Here is a 15385-nt window from a genome sequence, read left to right as displayed (position 1 = left end):
TTATGACATTTATTTCGTTAAGTAAACATCCCAAAACGCGTCATCACTCATTGGATGAGCGACAAAACCTTTAACATACTTCTGCTTTGAAAGAGGAGGTGTCGTATGTCCAATTAGCGCCCATGGTGCATCATCATAAAACATTTCCTGTGCTTCTTTATAGATTTCAATCCGCTTTTCTTCATCGAATGTGGTTCTAGCTTCTAATAATAGATTTGTAAACTCATCGTTCTTGTAAAACGCACGATTGTTTGCTGGTGCTGTTGCATTTGTTTTACTTAAATTAGGAAATAGGAAGTTATCAGGATCAGCCATAACACCAGTCCAACCGAACAGTGCCATGTCATGCTCACCGTTACTCGTTTTGTCCAGGTACGTCGCCCACTCGTAAGTGTTGATCTCGACGTTCACACCGACTTCAGCTAAATCGGACTGAATGGCTTCTGCAATCTTTAAAGGTTGGGGCATATAAGGTCTTGGATTACTCATCGCCCATAGTTCGGTTGTAAAACCTTCTTGTAATCCAGCTTCTGCAAGTAATTGTTTTGCTTTTTCTGGGTCGTACGTATAGCCATCGATTTCTTCGTTATACCCCCAAAGTGAAGGAGGAATAGGATTTACAGCTTTCTCAGCCATACCATTATAGAACGCATCGATGATCGAATCTTTATTGATAGCATAGTTTAATGCCTTCCGCACTTTTTGGTCATCAAATGGTGCTTTTTCCATATTGAAAGCCATGTAGCCAATATTAAATCCTGGTCTTTTGACTAAATCAAGGTTTCCATCTGACTCTACTAGGTCTGCATCATCTGGGCTTAAACCATCAATCATATCGACTTCACCTGTTTGCAGGGCAGTAAAACGCGCAGAATTATCTGGAATGACTCTGAAGATGAGTTGATCTAGGTGAGGGATGTCTTCAACATAATACTCTTCATTCTTACTTAGTAATATTTTGTCGTTCCTCGTCCAGCTCTCAAATTTGAAAGGTCCAGTACCGACAGGGTTTTCGTTATAACTGTCTCCGTACTTTTCGATAGCTGCAGGGCTTGCAATACCAAACATCGGGATAGCTAAGTAGCTGATAAATGGTGCAGTTGGTTCTGTCAACTTTATCTCCACCGTATACTCATCGATTGCTTTAACGCGCTCAATCTTATGGTCTTCGTCCCCCTTGAAGCCTCCATATAAAAAGGAATAGTAGGTAAAGTCACCATTATGCTGAGGATGATTCGGATCCATCCATCGATCAAAGTTAAACACGACCGCATCCGCATTAAAAGCTGTACCATCGTGGAATTTCACTCCCTCGCGGAGTGTTAATGTCCACGTTAACTCATCATCTGCTAGTTCATAGTCAGTAGCGAGTCCGTCCTGTAATTCTAGGTTTTCATCGTAGTTAAAAAGAGTTTCATAGATATTATGCGTAACCCGGGTTGATTCACCATCAGTTACATCGATCGCATCAAGCGATAAGGAATCAGCACCTCTAGCAAATATTAATGTTCCTCCTTCTTTTGAACCTTCTTCACCTGATTCTGTAGATGATTCGTCTCCCCCTGTACAAGCAGTCAGTACCATCCCAACTGCAATCGTGAGCAGGATTCCAAGTAGTCTTCTCAACCTAATCCCTCCAAATTTTTTGTAGCAATGCCGACACTTACTCGCTTCCACTAAAGAATGTCATGAGTGTTCTTGAAGATATCGAATTGATACGTTGTATTAACCTTTCGTATACCATCGATGTCATATAGTTTGTACACCATTTTCCTGATATCTTCCTGATTCGGTAAGTTTGTTTGAATCATCAGAGGATAATCACCAGAGGTTAGTGTGATGTAGCGTACTTCTTTATAACCTTTCATCTCTTCTACAATGTCATGCAAACGTTTAGGCTCAACATCTAACTGAAAGATTGCTGCAACCTTAACACCTACTGAAACGGGGTCAACTATGCCTACTACTTTTAGAACACCTGCATCTACTAGCTTTTTATACCTCAACCTGATCGTTTTCTCGGTAACGTCTAGTTCTTCTGCAATGTCTTTAAAGGACATACGACCATCATGTGATAAACAAATGACCAACCCTCGATCTAATTCGTCCAAAGTCATGATTTACACCACCTTACTTTTATTATCCTTCCATCCATCAAGATACTTAACAGCAAAATTAATGCCCTAAAATGATAATAAACGACGTATATTGTACGGAATATAGTATTTATTTTGAAAATTATACCTAAAAATGGATTTAGAGATATTATAGATTAATGAATGAATTTTCTCAATAATCAGATCTTGTTTTTCCAAAATAAAAAAGACAGAGGTTAGTACCCCTGTCTCCTATCAACCTATTTATCCAAAAATATCTCACGTATATCATCTTCCGTTAACCTCGTTCGCTCATGCTCACCTGGATCAATAATGTCTGCAATCATCTCTCTTTTCTTCTCTTGAAGATCATTCATCTTCTCTTCGATCGTTCCTCGCGCTACGAGTTTGATGACATTGACTACTTTGTCCTGCCCCATGCGGTGAGTTCTGTCAGCAGCTTGTTCTTCAACTGCAGGATTCCACCAGAGATCGTAGAGGACGACGGTGTCCGCTCCTGTTAAGTTGAGCCCGGTTCCTCCTGCTTTTAATGAGATGAGAAACAGTTCTCTTTCACCTGCGTTAAATCGCTGACACGTTTCTAACCGTGATTCAGAGGGTGTTTCTCCATCAAGATAGAAATAAGTATGTCCGCGCTTCGTGAGTTCTTTTCCGATTAGCTTCAGCATTTGAGTGAACTGTGAGAAGATCAATACTCTCCTACCTGATACACGAGATTCTTCGATGATTTGTAGAAGCTGTTCAAACTTAGCTGAACTCCCTTTGTATCCATCAACAAAAAGGGCGGGGTGACAGCAAATTTGTCGTAATCGTGTTAAACCGGCTAAGATTTTTATACGGTTTTTCTGTATCGTATCTCGGTCAAGATGCTTCAATGTATCCGTTCTAAGCTTCGCTAAATAACCAGCATAAAGCTTCTTTTGTTCAGGTAAAAGCTCCGATGATTCTAGAGACTCCATCTTGCCAGGCAGTTCAGCAAGAACATCTCCCTTCATTCTCCGCAGCAAGAACGGCCGTACTCGTCTTGCGATGGTTTTCCTCGTCAGGTGACTATAATCATTTAGACCACCAAATAATTGCGGGAATACCACGTGATAAATCGCCCAAAGCTCTTCGATCGAATTCTCTACAGGAGTCCCTGTTAGTCCGAAGCGCTGATCTGCTTTGATCATTTTCACCGCACGTGCTGTTTGTGTGGAGGGATTCTTGAATGCTTGCGCTTCATCAAAGAAAACCGTGTGAAAGGTTTGGTCGCTATACCACTTCCTATCTCTACGAAGAAGAGGGTAAGAGGTGATTAAGATATCCGCTTCTTTACAGTCTTTCTGTAATTTCTCTCGATTGGCTTTCGTTCCATCGATGACGACAGAATGGACGCCAGGTGCGAACTTCTTCATCTCATGTAACCAATTATACGTAAGTGAAGAAGGGCAAACGATTAAAATCGGCTTCTTGCTTTCTCGAATCGCTGATAACTCAGATACAATGTAAGTGATGCTTTGCAGTGTTTTCCCAAGTCCCATATCATCAGCAAGGACGCCTCCGAAACCAAAGCTCGCGAGTGTTTTCATCCATTTGTACCCTGTGATTTGATAGTCCCGCAAAATATGCTGTAAATCTTGTGGCACTTCAACATCTAGCTGCTCAGGGTGATACATTCCATCAAGAAATTTCTTAAATGATTCCTCTGCTTTCACCATATCCCCTAGCGAATCGAGTATATAGAGACCTTTCTCTACAGGGAGGTTTAAGGTGGTCTCAAACGCTTCATCTTGAGGAGGGACGGTGGTTAGAAAACGATGCATCTCTTCCATTTCGCTTGTTTCAAGTGATAAGAGAGAGCCGTTCTTCAGCCGATAATATTTTCGTTTTTCTTCTAATGCCTCTAATATCTCACGCACTTGGTTATCGGATATTCCGTCCATCTCGAACTTAAATTCCAACCAGTTCGTCCGTTCCTTCTTCTTATGCTTCACCCTTATTGTAGGATGATTGCCTTTTCTCACGAGACGATTGCGAACCGCTGTAGTCGCATAGAGTTGAACTTTCTGTTGGAGCTTAGGCACAACATGGTAGAGAAACTCATACTCGAGGGCTTCATTTTGCATATGATACCCTCCGTCTGTTTTCGAAAATCCACTATCATCCATCAATCTAAGAATTTCTTCTTCTTTTTCAAGATCTCGAATAATCGCCTGACCTGTAGGAACATCTCTGCTCTCGAGCGGTTGAATGACGACTCCATCATAGTGAAACTCTAATCCAGCGAGTAACCGATTTTTAAGACGATCTAAATAGAGCTTTGCAACGAGAGGCGTTTTATAAAATCTTTGATTGATCGATTTTGAAAGCTTGACGCTTCCGATCCTTTTCAGATCTGGAAAAATATGTTCGAGAAAATGATCGATATGTTTTGCAGGGATCGGAATAACATTCTCATTACTGGATGGAAGCATTTGAGTAAGGTCATATAAACGCTCACAATCTCGCCAATCCAACTGAAATAGTTTTCCGTCGTACAAGATAGATCTATAGGATCTAAGTATGAGCATTCGTTCCAAACCATTCATAGATAATTGGAAGGTATCCCCTCGTATTTCGTCGAATAGAAAGGTGATGGGTGGCGTTCCGTCAATTATTTGGATGCGCTCAAACCGTTCGCCACCGTATTCAATTTGGACAACTGAACCATCCTTAATAAGCGGAACAACTTTCATCCATGCAGATGGGGGGACGAGTAGCATTTGACTTGTCACCAAGCTTTCTTTCTTACTCTCGATCGATTCAAGAAATGCTTCTTCATCAAGGACGACTTGGATGAGCTGGTGGATGATCGTATCGGCTATTGCTGAGAAGCAATGGACGGACGGATCATACCTAAACATAGAAGAAAGGTCGCTCGCTTTGCCTTGTCTGATGTCCATAAGAAAGCTTCGTACATGACGCACCTTCGTATGGTCGATTGTTAGTTCAATTCCTAGCACGTAGTCTCCATTTTCCACTGAAACTGGTTTACAAGTAAACGTCACATCGAGAGTTTTTCTATTTTCGAAAAACCGTTGCTCACCCGTTCTTGTAGGTTTCTCATTGAATAACTTCATAAAATCTTCCGTCACATTTGGTGAAGGATCATCCGTATTCGGTGAAACCCTTCCATCATGAATATCCTTTATCCCAATCAACACAGCTGCAATATGCTGACAGTCCTTTTGAAAATTCAATAGGGAGGGACAGCTACACTCACCTCGATAACTACCGGAATCATTTACAAGAGTCACTTGAAAATCTTCTGTTCCAGAAACCGTCGCTTTACAATAGTCCGTTTGATAGTCATGGAACGTTACTTTATTTGAGCGATAATAGTCCTCCCCTCTTTTGAAAGAAAGGTTACCGCATCGTTCTTTTATCATTTTATTGCTTATGGTTATATCCATCAGATCCTCGTCCTTCTTTCAAATGTTGAGGGGCATCATGTATTACACCTGCCGACATGGTACTCTTTGTCTCATTTTATCATAGTGTACTTGCCACTTTTAAACCCTTACCTTCAATAAAAAGACCCACTTCATTAGAAGCTCAGCACAAATTTAGTTTTATGAAAACCGTGTATTTTCACTAGACTATCAAACTTTTTCAAAAAATAGAGTCGTTTTTCTTTCAAAATGACTATTAATTTATTATAATTATAATCTAAGAAACATTATCAGCATATTTTACTCATTTTTTAGGAGGGAAATTACACATGGATAAAAACGAAATGCACGATAGCCAAGCTGCAGCTGGACAATGCCCTGTATCTCACGGCAAGACGAAAGAGGAAAATGCGATCACTACAACACAAGTTGGAACGACTAACAAAGACTGGTGGCCTAACCAACTGAACCTTAATATACTTCATCAGCACGATCGAAAGACGAACCCAATGGGTGATGACTTCGATTACGCAGAAGAATTTGAAAAACTAGACTACTATGCACTGAAGCAAGACCTTCGAGACTTGATGACGACTAGCCAAGACTGGTGGCCAGCTGACTACGGTCATTACGGACCACTCTTCATCCGTATGTCGTGGCATGCTGCCGGTACATACCGTACAGGCGACGGACGCGGTGGCGGTGGAACGGGTACACAGCGTTTCGCACCACTCAACAGCTGGCCGGATAACGCTAACCTGGATAAAGCGCGACGTTTACTATGGCCGATCAAGCAAAAATACGGAAACAAGATTTCCTGGGCTGACTTACTCGTACTAACGGGTAACGTTGCTCTTGAAGACATGGGCTTGAAAACATTCGGTTTCGGAGGCGGACGTGAAGACGTATGGCATCCAGAAGAAGATGTATATTGGGGAATGGAAAAAGAATGGTTAGCGGATAACCGTTATTCTGGTGACCGCGAACTTGAAAGCCCGCTCGCTGCTGTTCAGATGGGGCTAATCTATGTAAACCCTGAAGGACCTAACGGTAACCCTGATCCTCTTGCAAGTGCACGTGATATTCGTGAAACATTCGCTCGTATGGGGATGAACGATGAGGAAACCGTTGCATTAACGGCCGGCGGTCACACATTCGGTAAAGCACACGGCGCAGGAGATGCAGAAGCACATGTAGGTGCAGCTCCAGAAGCGGCTGACATCGAAGAACAAGGATTAGGATGGAAGAGCACGCACGGTAGTGGGAAAGGACGCGACACCATCACAAGTGGTATTGATGGCGCATGGACTGCGAACCCTACGAAATGGGATAACGGATACTACGATCTGCTATTCGGTTATGAATGGGAGCTAACGAAGAGTGCTGCTGGTGCACATCAATGGAAGCCAGTTAACCCGAAAGAAGAACACCTTGCACCAGACGCTGAGGATTCGTCTATCAAAGTGAACACGATGATGACAACTGCTGACATGGCTCTTCGCGAAGACCCAATCTACGAAAAGATCTCTCGTCGTTTCCACCAGGATCCAGAGTATTTCGCAGATGTGTTCGCTCGTGCATGGTTCAAATTGCTTCACCGTGACATGGGTCCAAAAGCAAGATACCTTGGTCCTGAAGTGCCAGAAGAAGATTTGATCTGGCAAGATCCAGTTCCTACAGTTGACTATGAACTAACGAACGCAGAGATCGAGGATCTGAAATCAAAAATCCTAAGCTCTGGATTAACGATTAGCGAGCTTGTTACGACTGCATGGGCTTCCGCTAGCACGTTCCGTGGCTCAGATAACCGCGGTGGCGCAAACGGTGCTCGCATTCGCCTTGAGCCGATGAAGAGTTGGGAAGTAAATGAGCCTGAACAGCTTTCTCGCGTACTATCAATCTATGAAGACATCCAAAACGACCTTGATAAAAAAGTTAGCCTTGCTGACTTGATCGTTCTAGGTGGATCTGCAGCAGTAGAAAAAGCTGCAAAAGATGCAGGTGTCGATATCACTGTTCCATTCTCTCCTGGACGAGGCGATGCGACCCAAGAACAAACTGATGTTGAAAGCTTTGAAGTACTAGAGCCGATGGCAGACGGGTTCCGTAATTACCAGAAGAAAGAATACACGCTAAGCCCTGAAGAACTACTCGTCGATAAAGCACAATTGCTCGGTCTATCTGCTCCTGAGATGACGGTGTTAGTTGGTGGAATGCGAGTATTAGGAACAAACTATAACGATACGAAGCATGGCGTATTCACTGACAAAGTCGGAACGCTTACGAACGACTTCTTTGTAAATCTACTCGATATGGGTATCGAGTGGAAACCGAAAGGATTTAATCAATACGAAGGCCACGACCGTAAAACTGGTGAGCTTGTAAGAACTGCTTCCCGTGTGGACCTCGCATTTGGTTCAAACTCCGTTCTTCGTGCAATGGTCGAAGTATACGCGCAGGAAGATAACAAAGAGAAATTTGTTCGCGACTTCGTAAATGCATGGGTTAAGATCATGGACGCCGATCGTTTCGATCTTAAATCAAATAAAAACGTCGTAACATCTCAAAACGCATAAGAACTAAGCACCCTACTAGACTATGAATCAAACTGATTCAAAGGCATCTGGTAGGGTGCTTTTTATTTTGAACACATGCGTCACTTGTTAAGCTCTAATTACTTTATTCTTTTTTTCATCTTCAAATGAATCTATTGACTCGACTTCCAAATCCGGACCACCTGCTCTGCACTATAAGCAAGCTGAGACTTCGTAATTTCTGGATCAATAGCATGCTCTAGTGTGTGACATCCTTGCTGAATTGAAACAACAGAGGTTAGTTTTTCATATAGATTATCCACTGGTTCAACGACCTGCCCTGCTAATGCAAAGCATGGGATCTTATGCTTATAAGCTAGACCTCCTACTCCTGCAGGAACTTTTCCATAAGCTGTTTGTCGGTCGATTTGGCCCTCTCCAGTAAAGATAACGTTAGCTTTTTTTAGCTTTTCTTCTACTTTTAGATGATCCAGCATCCACTCGATACCAGCTACCCTAGTTGCGCCAAGCGAGTAGAGCGCTCCACCGATGCCGCCAGCACCTCCTGCTCCTTTTTCTTGCCCTGAAATAGAAAGAAGTGTTGCTGCTTTACGAAGGGCAGCATCATAAACTGGAACATTTGATTTCTTCATCCCTTTTTGTGGACCAAACACATAAGCCGCTCCCCGCTCACCGTGATATGGATTATCAACATCCGTTACTAAATAGAGATTAGCCTTGACTCTTTGTGTACTACGTTGAATTGAAGTTGTATGAAGAAGTGGATTATGGGTGGACGGTAGCTCATTATTTGAACTGTCCAAGCATTTGACCCCAAGTGCTTGAAGCATTCCAAGCCCTCCATCCGTCGTCCCTGTCCCTCCAAGAAAGACGTAGATTTCTTTGCTACCTTTCTTCTCTGCATCCAAAATCAGCTCGCCAATCCCGTAGCTCGTTAACCTGTACGGCACTAATTCCTCCGAATCGATTAAATGCAACCCTACCGCTTCAGCTGATTCAATGTAAGCAGCCTGTTTCGTCCGATAGTAGCGTGCCTCTCGCTTTTCACCATCAAGTTGGTGAATCGTGACCGTTTCAAATTGCCCTGGAAGAGAACTGATCGCCTCTAACGACCCCTCTCCTCCATCAGCAATCGTGATGACGTCAACGAAACTATCTGGGAACACTCGATGAACCCCAACTTTTACTGCCTCACCAGCTTCCTTTGAAGAAAGAGAACCTTTAAACGAATCCATTGCAACCAGTACGTTCATCATCTCACCCTCACTGAACCAAATAGCTTTTCACCTGACTTGGTGAGAGTTGTAGTTCCGTTTTTCCTCTGCCCTTTTTCACTTCATTTAGGTTAACTTCTTCTACTTTTGTGAGCGAGGGATGCTCGAGCTTGAGCGTCTGATCATTCCGTGTAGGATTGTAGTAACGCAGAATCAACGCTTCCTCGGATTCTGCCTTTTTCAATGTACTCATCACGAGATCACTTTCTTCGAAGCTGAACAAGCTATACTCTGAAGGTACACGAACATCCTCTTGATTTAGCTTCATCGCATTATGCGGAATCTTGTTATAGGAAACAAAAGGACTTAAATAGCGTTTCACGAGATGTGCTACTTTCGCTTCATCTCGATTGCCTTTCGCATATACAAAACCAAACTCAAACTGATACGTACCTAGCATTTGAGAGTCTGGTGTTGGAAGTTTGATCCCTGATGGACGACCTGGTCTTCGAACAAGGTTCTCTTTACCTAGCACACCTACACAGCGGAAAAGTGTCAGCGCAATGGTATCAAACCGCTCGCCTATAATCTCATATTCTCTGACGCTCTTAGTCATTACGATCGCGGTGTCTTCTTGACTTTCTAAGCCTACGTAGCTAAGGAATGGATAAATCGCATCTGGTCGCTCATCCCAGCCTTCACTTTCCCAAACGTCCATCCCCTCATCGATGACGTTCCTCTCGATCGTTCCAAACTGCTGGTCAGCGAAAGAAAAGGAGCTCGCGATTCCAGTTGGAATGAGAACGCGGATACGATGATCACTTGCCGTGTTCGTAACGTTACACGTCACTTCGATCGCTTTTCCTTCTACTGGGATCTTAAGGTCAAAGGTGAATGATAACGTCGTCAATTCACGACCCGCTTTTTTTCTAGTCTCTAGATTAGCTGGTACGTTCCACTCATAAGAAATCTGAGCAAGGTACGCCTCTTTTGTTGTTTGTACACGAACTTCTGCATCAGATACTTTATGACGACTAAATTGAGCTTCTTCCCCTTCTAAAGGTGAAAAGTCATATTCGTCCCCATCATCACCGAGGTTTTCAAGGTTCAGTACACCGTCATGTGTTTTCTGAGACTGCTTATCTTTGATCGTTAGTGTTCCATTGTTTTCGAAATGGATCACATAGGCTTCTGTTTCGACGACTCGATACCTCTCACTAGGTAATACAGATTGAATATCCTCATCTTCCACAACCGTATACGTACGGTATCCGATTCCCGGTAAGTTTGGCTTTACTTGAATCGTATATTTGATAAAAGGATCATAGTTTCCATAGTGAACGATTTGACGGTCGATCAAGCCAGGGTCCACGATCTCTTTTGAAAGAATGTCATATGATAAAATTTCTCCATGGTCATCGATCAGTTTGAAGCCTTCAAATTTCGTCGTAATCGCAGTTGTATAAACTTCTTCACGCTGTTCAGGTAATAAGTTGAATAATACAAGACGATCGTCCGTTTTCTCTGTATCGATGTGATCCGCGATCTTCCGTTTGTAGAAATCGATCAAGCGATCCGTGCGCTCTTCTGCATTTTGAAAACGTCCCATGATTTCAGCATGAACTTTGTCAGAACAGCAGCATCCGATACTATCATGTGCATGATTTTTCATGATTTCTTTCCAAATCGGCTCGATCAACCCGTGGTGGTACTCAAATCCTAGTTTGTATGCTAGAGACGCTAATGGCTCTAGATGATTCGTTAATTTATTCTCAATGCGCGTGTTTGCAGCTTTAATGTCTGCGCGAGTCGAATAAATGCTTCGATGGACACGCTGATACTTCCCGTGAAGAAATTCGCCGTAAATTTCATCGAGCCCTTCGCTTTTCTCGATCTTCTCTAGTAAGTCTTCATAGCGGCTTAAGAAAAACTCTCTTTCTGGATAAAGCTTTTCTAACTTAGAGATCACATCATATATATTTTGCTGGATCGGCATCTGATCATGTCCGTTAGGAAGAAGCACATCTTCTCCAGTAGCCCCGCGGTCTAATACTTTAAAGTACTTATCCATTCTCGTTTGCAATGCTTCCTCTTCTTCGGGAAGATATTTTCCAATTGCGTATCCGAGCGGCATCAGCTGTACAAGGACTTTAGAGCCCCCTGGTGCTGTCCAATAAAATTCCGTCTTATCCGTACCGTGACGTTCAGATGTTCCTCTCCAGAATATCGAATACTTAATATCGAACCCATTCAATATTTGCGGCATTTGAGCTGATTGCCCAAATGAATCTGGAAGGTAGCCGATCTTCATTGGCTCACCAAATTCCTTGGAATCTTTCATTCCATAATAAAGGTTTCGTACGATTGATTCTCCTCCAACGACCATTTCATCCGTTTGCGTATACCACGGGCCAATAATCAATTTACCTGCTTGAATGAGGCGTTTGACGCGGTCTCGTTGGTCAGGACGAATCTCAAAGAAGTCTTCTAGAATTGCGGTTTGTCCATCCAATACATAGTAAGGATAGTCTGGATCGGTTTCGAGCCTTGTTAAAATTTCTTCCATATTGTTAACGAGTAAAATACGTGATTCTTCCGTTGAGAAATACCATTCTCTGTCCCAGTGCATATGTGGGACGATGTGTACGTTCGCTGCCATGCTGCTTCACCTCGTTTAAAAATTATGCTGCTTGTTTTAGCGCTTTTTCGTATCCAACTTTATGGATTTTTTGTTTTCTAGATAGAATTAAGAGAAGAGTTGATATTGCTGCACCAACGATCGCAGCTCCGAACCAGATCACTGCATTCATGACGCCACCTGATCCGCCTTGTAGTAGAGCAAGTGAGAAGATGCCTGCGCCCGGGACATTTAGTCCGATATTCGCGACAGATACGATTGCTCCTGTAACGGCAGAACCTGCGACTAGAGATGGGATCACGCGAATCGGATCATTGATCATGAACGGAATCGCTCCTTCTGTAATTCCGGCCAAACCTAGTATCCACGTTTGTTTTCCAACTGCTTTTTCACTTTGACTGAACGAACGACTCGCAATGATCGTTGCTGCTGTAACGGAGAATGCCGACACCATCTTTACTGATGCAAAGACAGCGTAAGGAATAAAGTTACCGCTCGCCATCGCACCGATACAGAACGTATAAGCCGCTTTATTAACTGGACCACCTAAATCAAATGAAACGAAACCACCGATTAAAGCACCAAGAATAATTGCATTTGTACCTGTCATCCCATCAAGCCAACCTAGAAGTGCCCCATTCAACCATGCAACGGGTTCACCGACTACAAACAGCATGATTAAAATCGTGATGAGTGAGCCAAATACCGGGTAGACCCAGAAGCTCACAAAACCAGCGAATGTTCCGCTCGGCTTAATTTTCTGCTTCATATATTTCAATAGGAAACCTGCGAGAAATCCACCTAGCATCCCGCCAAGAAACCCGCTTCCAATCATGTTTGCAGCGACACCTGCTGCAAAACCAGGACCAAGACCAGGCTTATCAGCGATCGAGTACGCCATATATGCTGCAAGAACGGGTACCATCAGCGTACTTAATAGCAGTCCTCCAAGCGTTTTCACTTGATTCAGCCATGATCCTTCGGTAGCAAGGAGCTCCTCCATACCAAATCCTTGTGCAATTAATGTCGCGAAAGCTGAAATCATACCACCAGCTACGATGATCGGAATAATGTACGAGATCCCTGTTAAGATGGAATCTTTGATTTCCGTTTTGAAAGGCTTACCACCTTCTTCTTCATCCATCTCATCTAAATGGTCGATGTTTTGATCACCAGAACGTTTCTTTTGCAGCACTTTTTCAATCAGCTGTTTTCCTTCTTTCATCGGAGACGCGACATTCGTCTTCACGATCGGTAAGTGCTTATACCGATCTTGGTCCTTCACTGCTACATCGTTTGCGAAAATGACCCCAACAGCTTCACTTAAGTCTTTCTTCGTATGACGCCCTTCGATTCCATTCGCACCTTGCTTTTCTACTTTCATCCTTACATTTAGTCCCTCGGCTGCTTTTGAAAGAGCTTCTGCTGCCATGTATGTGTGCGCGATACCTGCAGGACAGGCGGTAACACCTAGAACAAGAGGACGAGACTCATCTTCTTCACTAGACACCTTTTCCTCAGCATTGCCTAGCGCATCATAGAGATCTTTTGCTGATTGCACCTTTACTAACCGATCTTTATAAGCTGGGTCGGAAAGTCGCGTAACTAAATCCGCTAGAAGAGAAACATGCGTCGTACCTGCTTCTGCTTCAGGAATGGCGAGGAGAAAGACGAGGTCTACCTCGTTAGTCGGGTCGACGCTTTCCCAATCCTCTATCGGCTTTGTTACCGTAGCAACCGCAAAAGCCGCTTCTTTTACACCGGTCGATTTTCCATGTGGAATAGCAAGTCCACCTTCGAAACCTGTCGGTGAAAGTTTTTCGCGGTCTAAAACCGCCTCTAAGTATTGGTTTTTATCTGATAGCTTACCTGCTACGTCTAAGGCTTCTGTTAATGATTCTATTGCTTCACGTTTCGAAGCGTACTGTTGATTGATCTTAATCAAATCGAGAGAAGTGACGCTTTGTAGGTTCATGTTTATACCCCCTCATCAAGTAATCGCTTACAACTACAGCTTAAAGGATTTTTACTTCTATCCCTTAATTTTGTTAGCGCATTCACAAAACTGATCTCTATAAGAGAAGCCCTGTGTATTTATACACAGAGCTTCCTGTAAGCTTCGACTACCTTTCGTCCAACGATCGCCATCGGGACGAAATTCGTAGTATTATATCCTTTTATTTCTTCCTTGGGTGCATAGCAATACAGCATTAAATCCGCTACCCGACTCAAACGACTTTCACCCATATGACTCATTCCTAAAACCCGTGCACCGCGCTGTTTCGCATATTCTGCAAGTTCAACGGTTTGATCCGTGTCTCCTGACTGACTCAAGAGGATTACCAGATCTTTTTTCGTAAAATGGTGTAACGCAGCTATATTTTGATGTCTATGTACGGTAAACGTTACGTCTTTATGGAAGGGTTTAATATTCATAACGAGCAGTTCACTAATATAGGAAAGTGCTCCTGCGCCGTATACGAGCAACCGCTGAGATTGATGCATCCATTCACTCGCAACTTCGATCAGCTTCGGATCTGTTAATTCAAACGTTCGCTCGATTTCATATTGAAACGAATCAGGGTTTGTCTCCGTTTCTTCCATCTCATCTTTAAGTCGTAGCTTTAACTGAGTAAACCCTTCATACTCTAACTTCTTCATCAATCTCATAATCGAATTCGGAACAGTATGTGTTTCCTTTGCAAGCTTCTGAATCGACATCTTCACAACATCTCTACGATGCTCGAGCATATATTGAATGATCTGATCTTCTAAATCAGTCAACTGAAATTCAAATTTGCGATAGCGTTCCTCCAAAGATAACATGACACCATTCCTTCACGCGTAGTCTTACACTTATTTTACCACCGTTGGTTTAGTTGTTGGAACGACCAGGTTAATCCAGTGAAATTAGGTACAAAAAATCCACCTTACTACAAGATAAGGTGGATAGATCTATATTCTTATCACGAATTAAGCAGCCTTCGCAACTTCTTCCTCTTTCTTACCACTCATTTTAAAAATAAGCATTCCGGAGACAATCACGATGACCGCTAAAAGCTGTTGAAATGTGAAAGGGACTTGTTTTAATCCTAAAATGCCGAGTGAGTCTGAAAGAATGGCAAAACCTAACTGTGAAGCCATCACGATCGAAATGGCGAATGTTGGACCAAGATGGTTAATACTTTGCACTAAGCAGACCACGACACCGATACCGATCGCACCGCTTAACCAGTACCAAGGCTTCATATCTGCAAGCATAAATAGATTTCCACCTTCAACAAACAATCCGATCACAAGGGAAGCGAGAAATCCTAGACCTAACACAAGCGTTGTTGTAACTAGGGATCCTGCTCGTTCACTCACTTTACTATTGAAGATATTTTGCAAACTAACAAATGAGCCAGCGATGACTGCCATTAGTAAACCGATCATCATTTTATAATCA

The 15385-nt window shown here is 42.9% G+C and carries 9 protein-coding genes; 1 reads left to right on the top strand and 8 read right to left on the bottom strand.

Going from position 1 to position 15385, the window contains the following annotated elements; all coding sequences use genetic code 11:
• Window positions 1–9 precede the first annotated feature (9 nt).
• From ACXADT_RS08165 to ACXADT_RS08155, 3 genes are all read right to left on the bottom strand, one after another.
• Entirely contained in the window at window positions 10–1626 is a 1617-nt protein-coding gene (locus ACXADT_RS08165) for an ABC transporter substrate-binding protein (protein ID WP_474834163.1), read from the bottom strand.
• A gap of 50 nt (window positions 1627–1676) precedes the next feature.
• On the bottom strand, window positions 1677–2117 hold the full coding sequence (locus ACXADT_RS08160; protein WP_474810727.1) for an Lrp/AsnC family transcriptional regulator: 441 nt from the start codon (window positions 2115–2117) through the stop codon (window positions 1677–1679).
• 239 nt (window positions 2118–2356) lie between these two features.
• Entirely contained in the window at window positions 2357–5551 is a 3195-nt protein-coding gene (locus ACXADT_RS08155; protein WP_474834161.1) for an SNF2 helicase associated domain-containing protein, read from the bottom strand.
• A gap of 308 nt (window positions 5552–5859) precedes the next feature.
• Between ACXADT_RS08155 and katG the strand changes: the two genes are divergently transcribed.
• Window positions 5860–8106, top strand: a complete 2247-nt coding sequence (gene katG / locus ACXADT_RS08150; protein ID WP_474834159.1) for a catalase/peroxidase HPI — start codon at window positions 5860–5862, stop codon at window positions 8104–8106.
• 131 nt (window positions 8107–8237) lie between these two features.
• On the opposite strand, the gene ACXADT_RS08145 is transcribed toward katG, so the two are convergent.
• The 5 genes from ACXADT_RS08145 to ACXADT_RS08125 all read right to left on the bottom strand — a co-directional run bounded on the left by ACXADT_RS08145 (window position 8238) and on the right by ACXADT_RS08125 (window position 15375).
• On the bottom strand, window positions 8238–9338 hold the full coding sequence (locus ACXADT_RS08145) for a glycerate kinase family protein (RefSeq protein ID WP_474834157.1): 1101 nt from the start codon (window positions 9336–9338) through the stop codon (window positions 8238–8240).
• A gap of 10 nt (window positions 9339–9348) precedes the next feature.
• A complete protein-coding gene (gene mngB, locus ACXADT_RS08140) occupies window positions 9349–11958 on the bottom strand; it encodes a mannosylglycerate hydrolase (protein WP_474834155.1) in 2610 nt (869 codons plus the stop codon).
• A gap of 22 nt (window positions 11959–11980) precedes the next feature.
• Window positions 11981–13912, bottom strand: a complete 1932-nt coding sequence (gene mngA / locus ACXADT_RS08135; protein WP_474834153.1) for a PTS 2-O-a-mannosyl-D-glycerate transporter subunit IIABC — start codon at window positions 13910–13912, stop codon at window positions 11981–11983.
• Window positions 13913–14031: 119 nt separating this feature from the next.
• Window positions 14032–14763: a MurR/RpiR family transcriptional regulator gene (locus ACXADT_RS08130; RefSeq protein WP_474834151.1), complete on the bottom strand. Its 732-nt coding sequence runs from the start codon at window positions 14761–14763 to the stop codon at window positions 14032–14034.
• Window positions 14764–14910: 147 nt separating this feature from the next.
• Window positions 14911–15375 carry a DMT family transporter gene (locus ACXADT_RS08125; RefSeq protein WP_474834148.1) on the bottom strand — a complete coding sequence of 155 codons (465 nt, stop codon included), beginning with the start codon at window positions 15373–15375 and terminating at the stop codon, window positions 14911–14913.
• Window positions 15376–15385 lie beyond the last annotated feature (10 nt).

The organism is Anaerobacillus sp. ABR4_321 (assembly GCF_056158505.1).
Note: the sequence above shows the minus strand (reverse complement) of the source record. Positions and strands in the feature narration are given on the sequence as shown.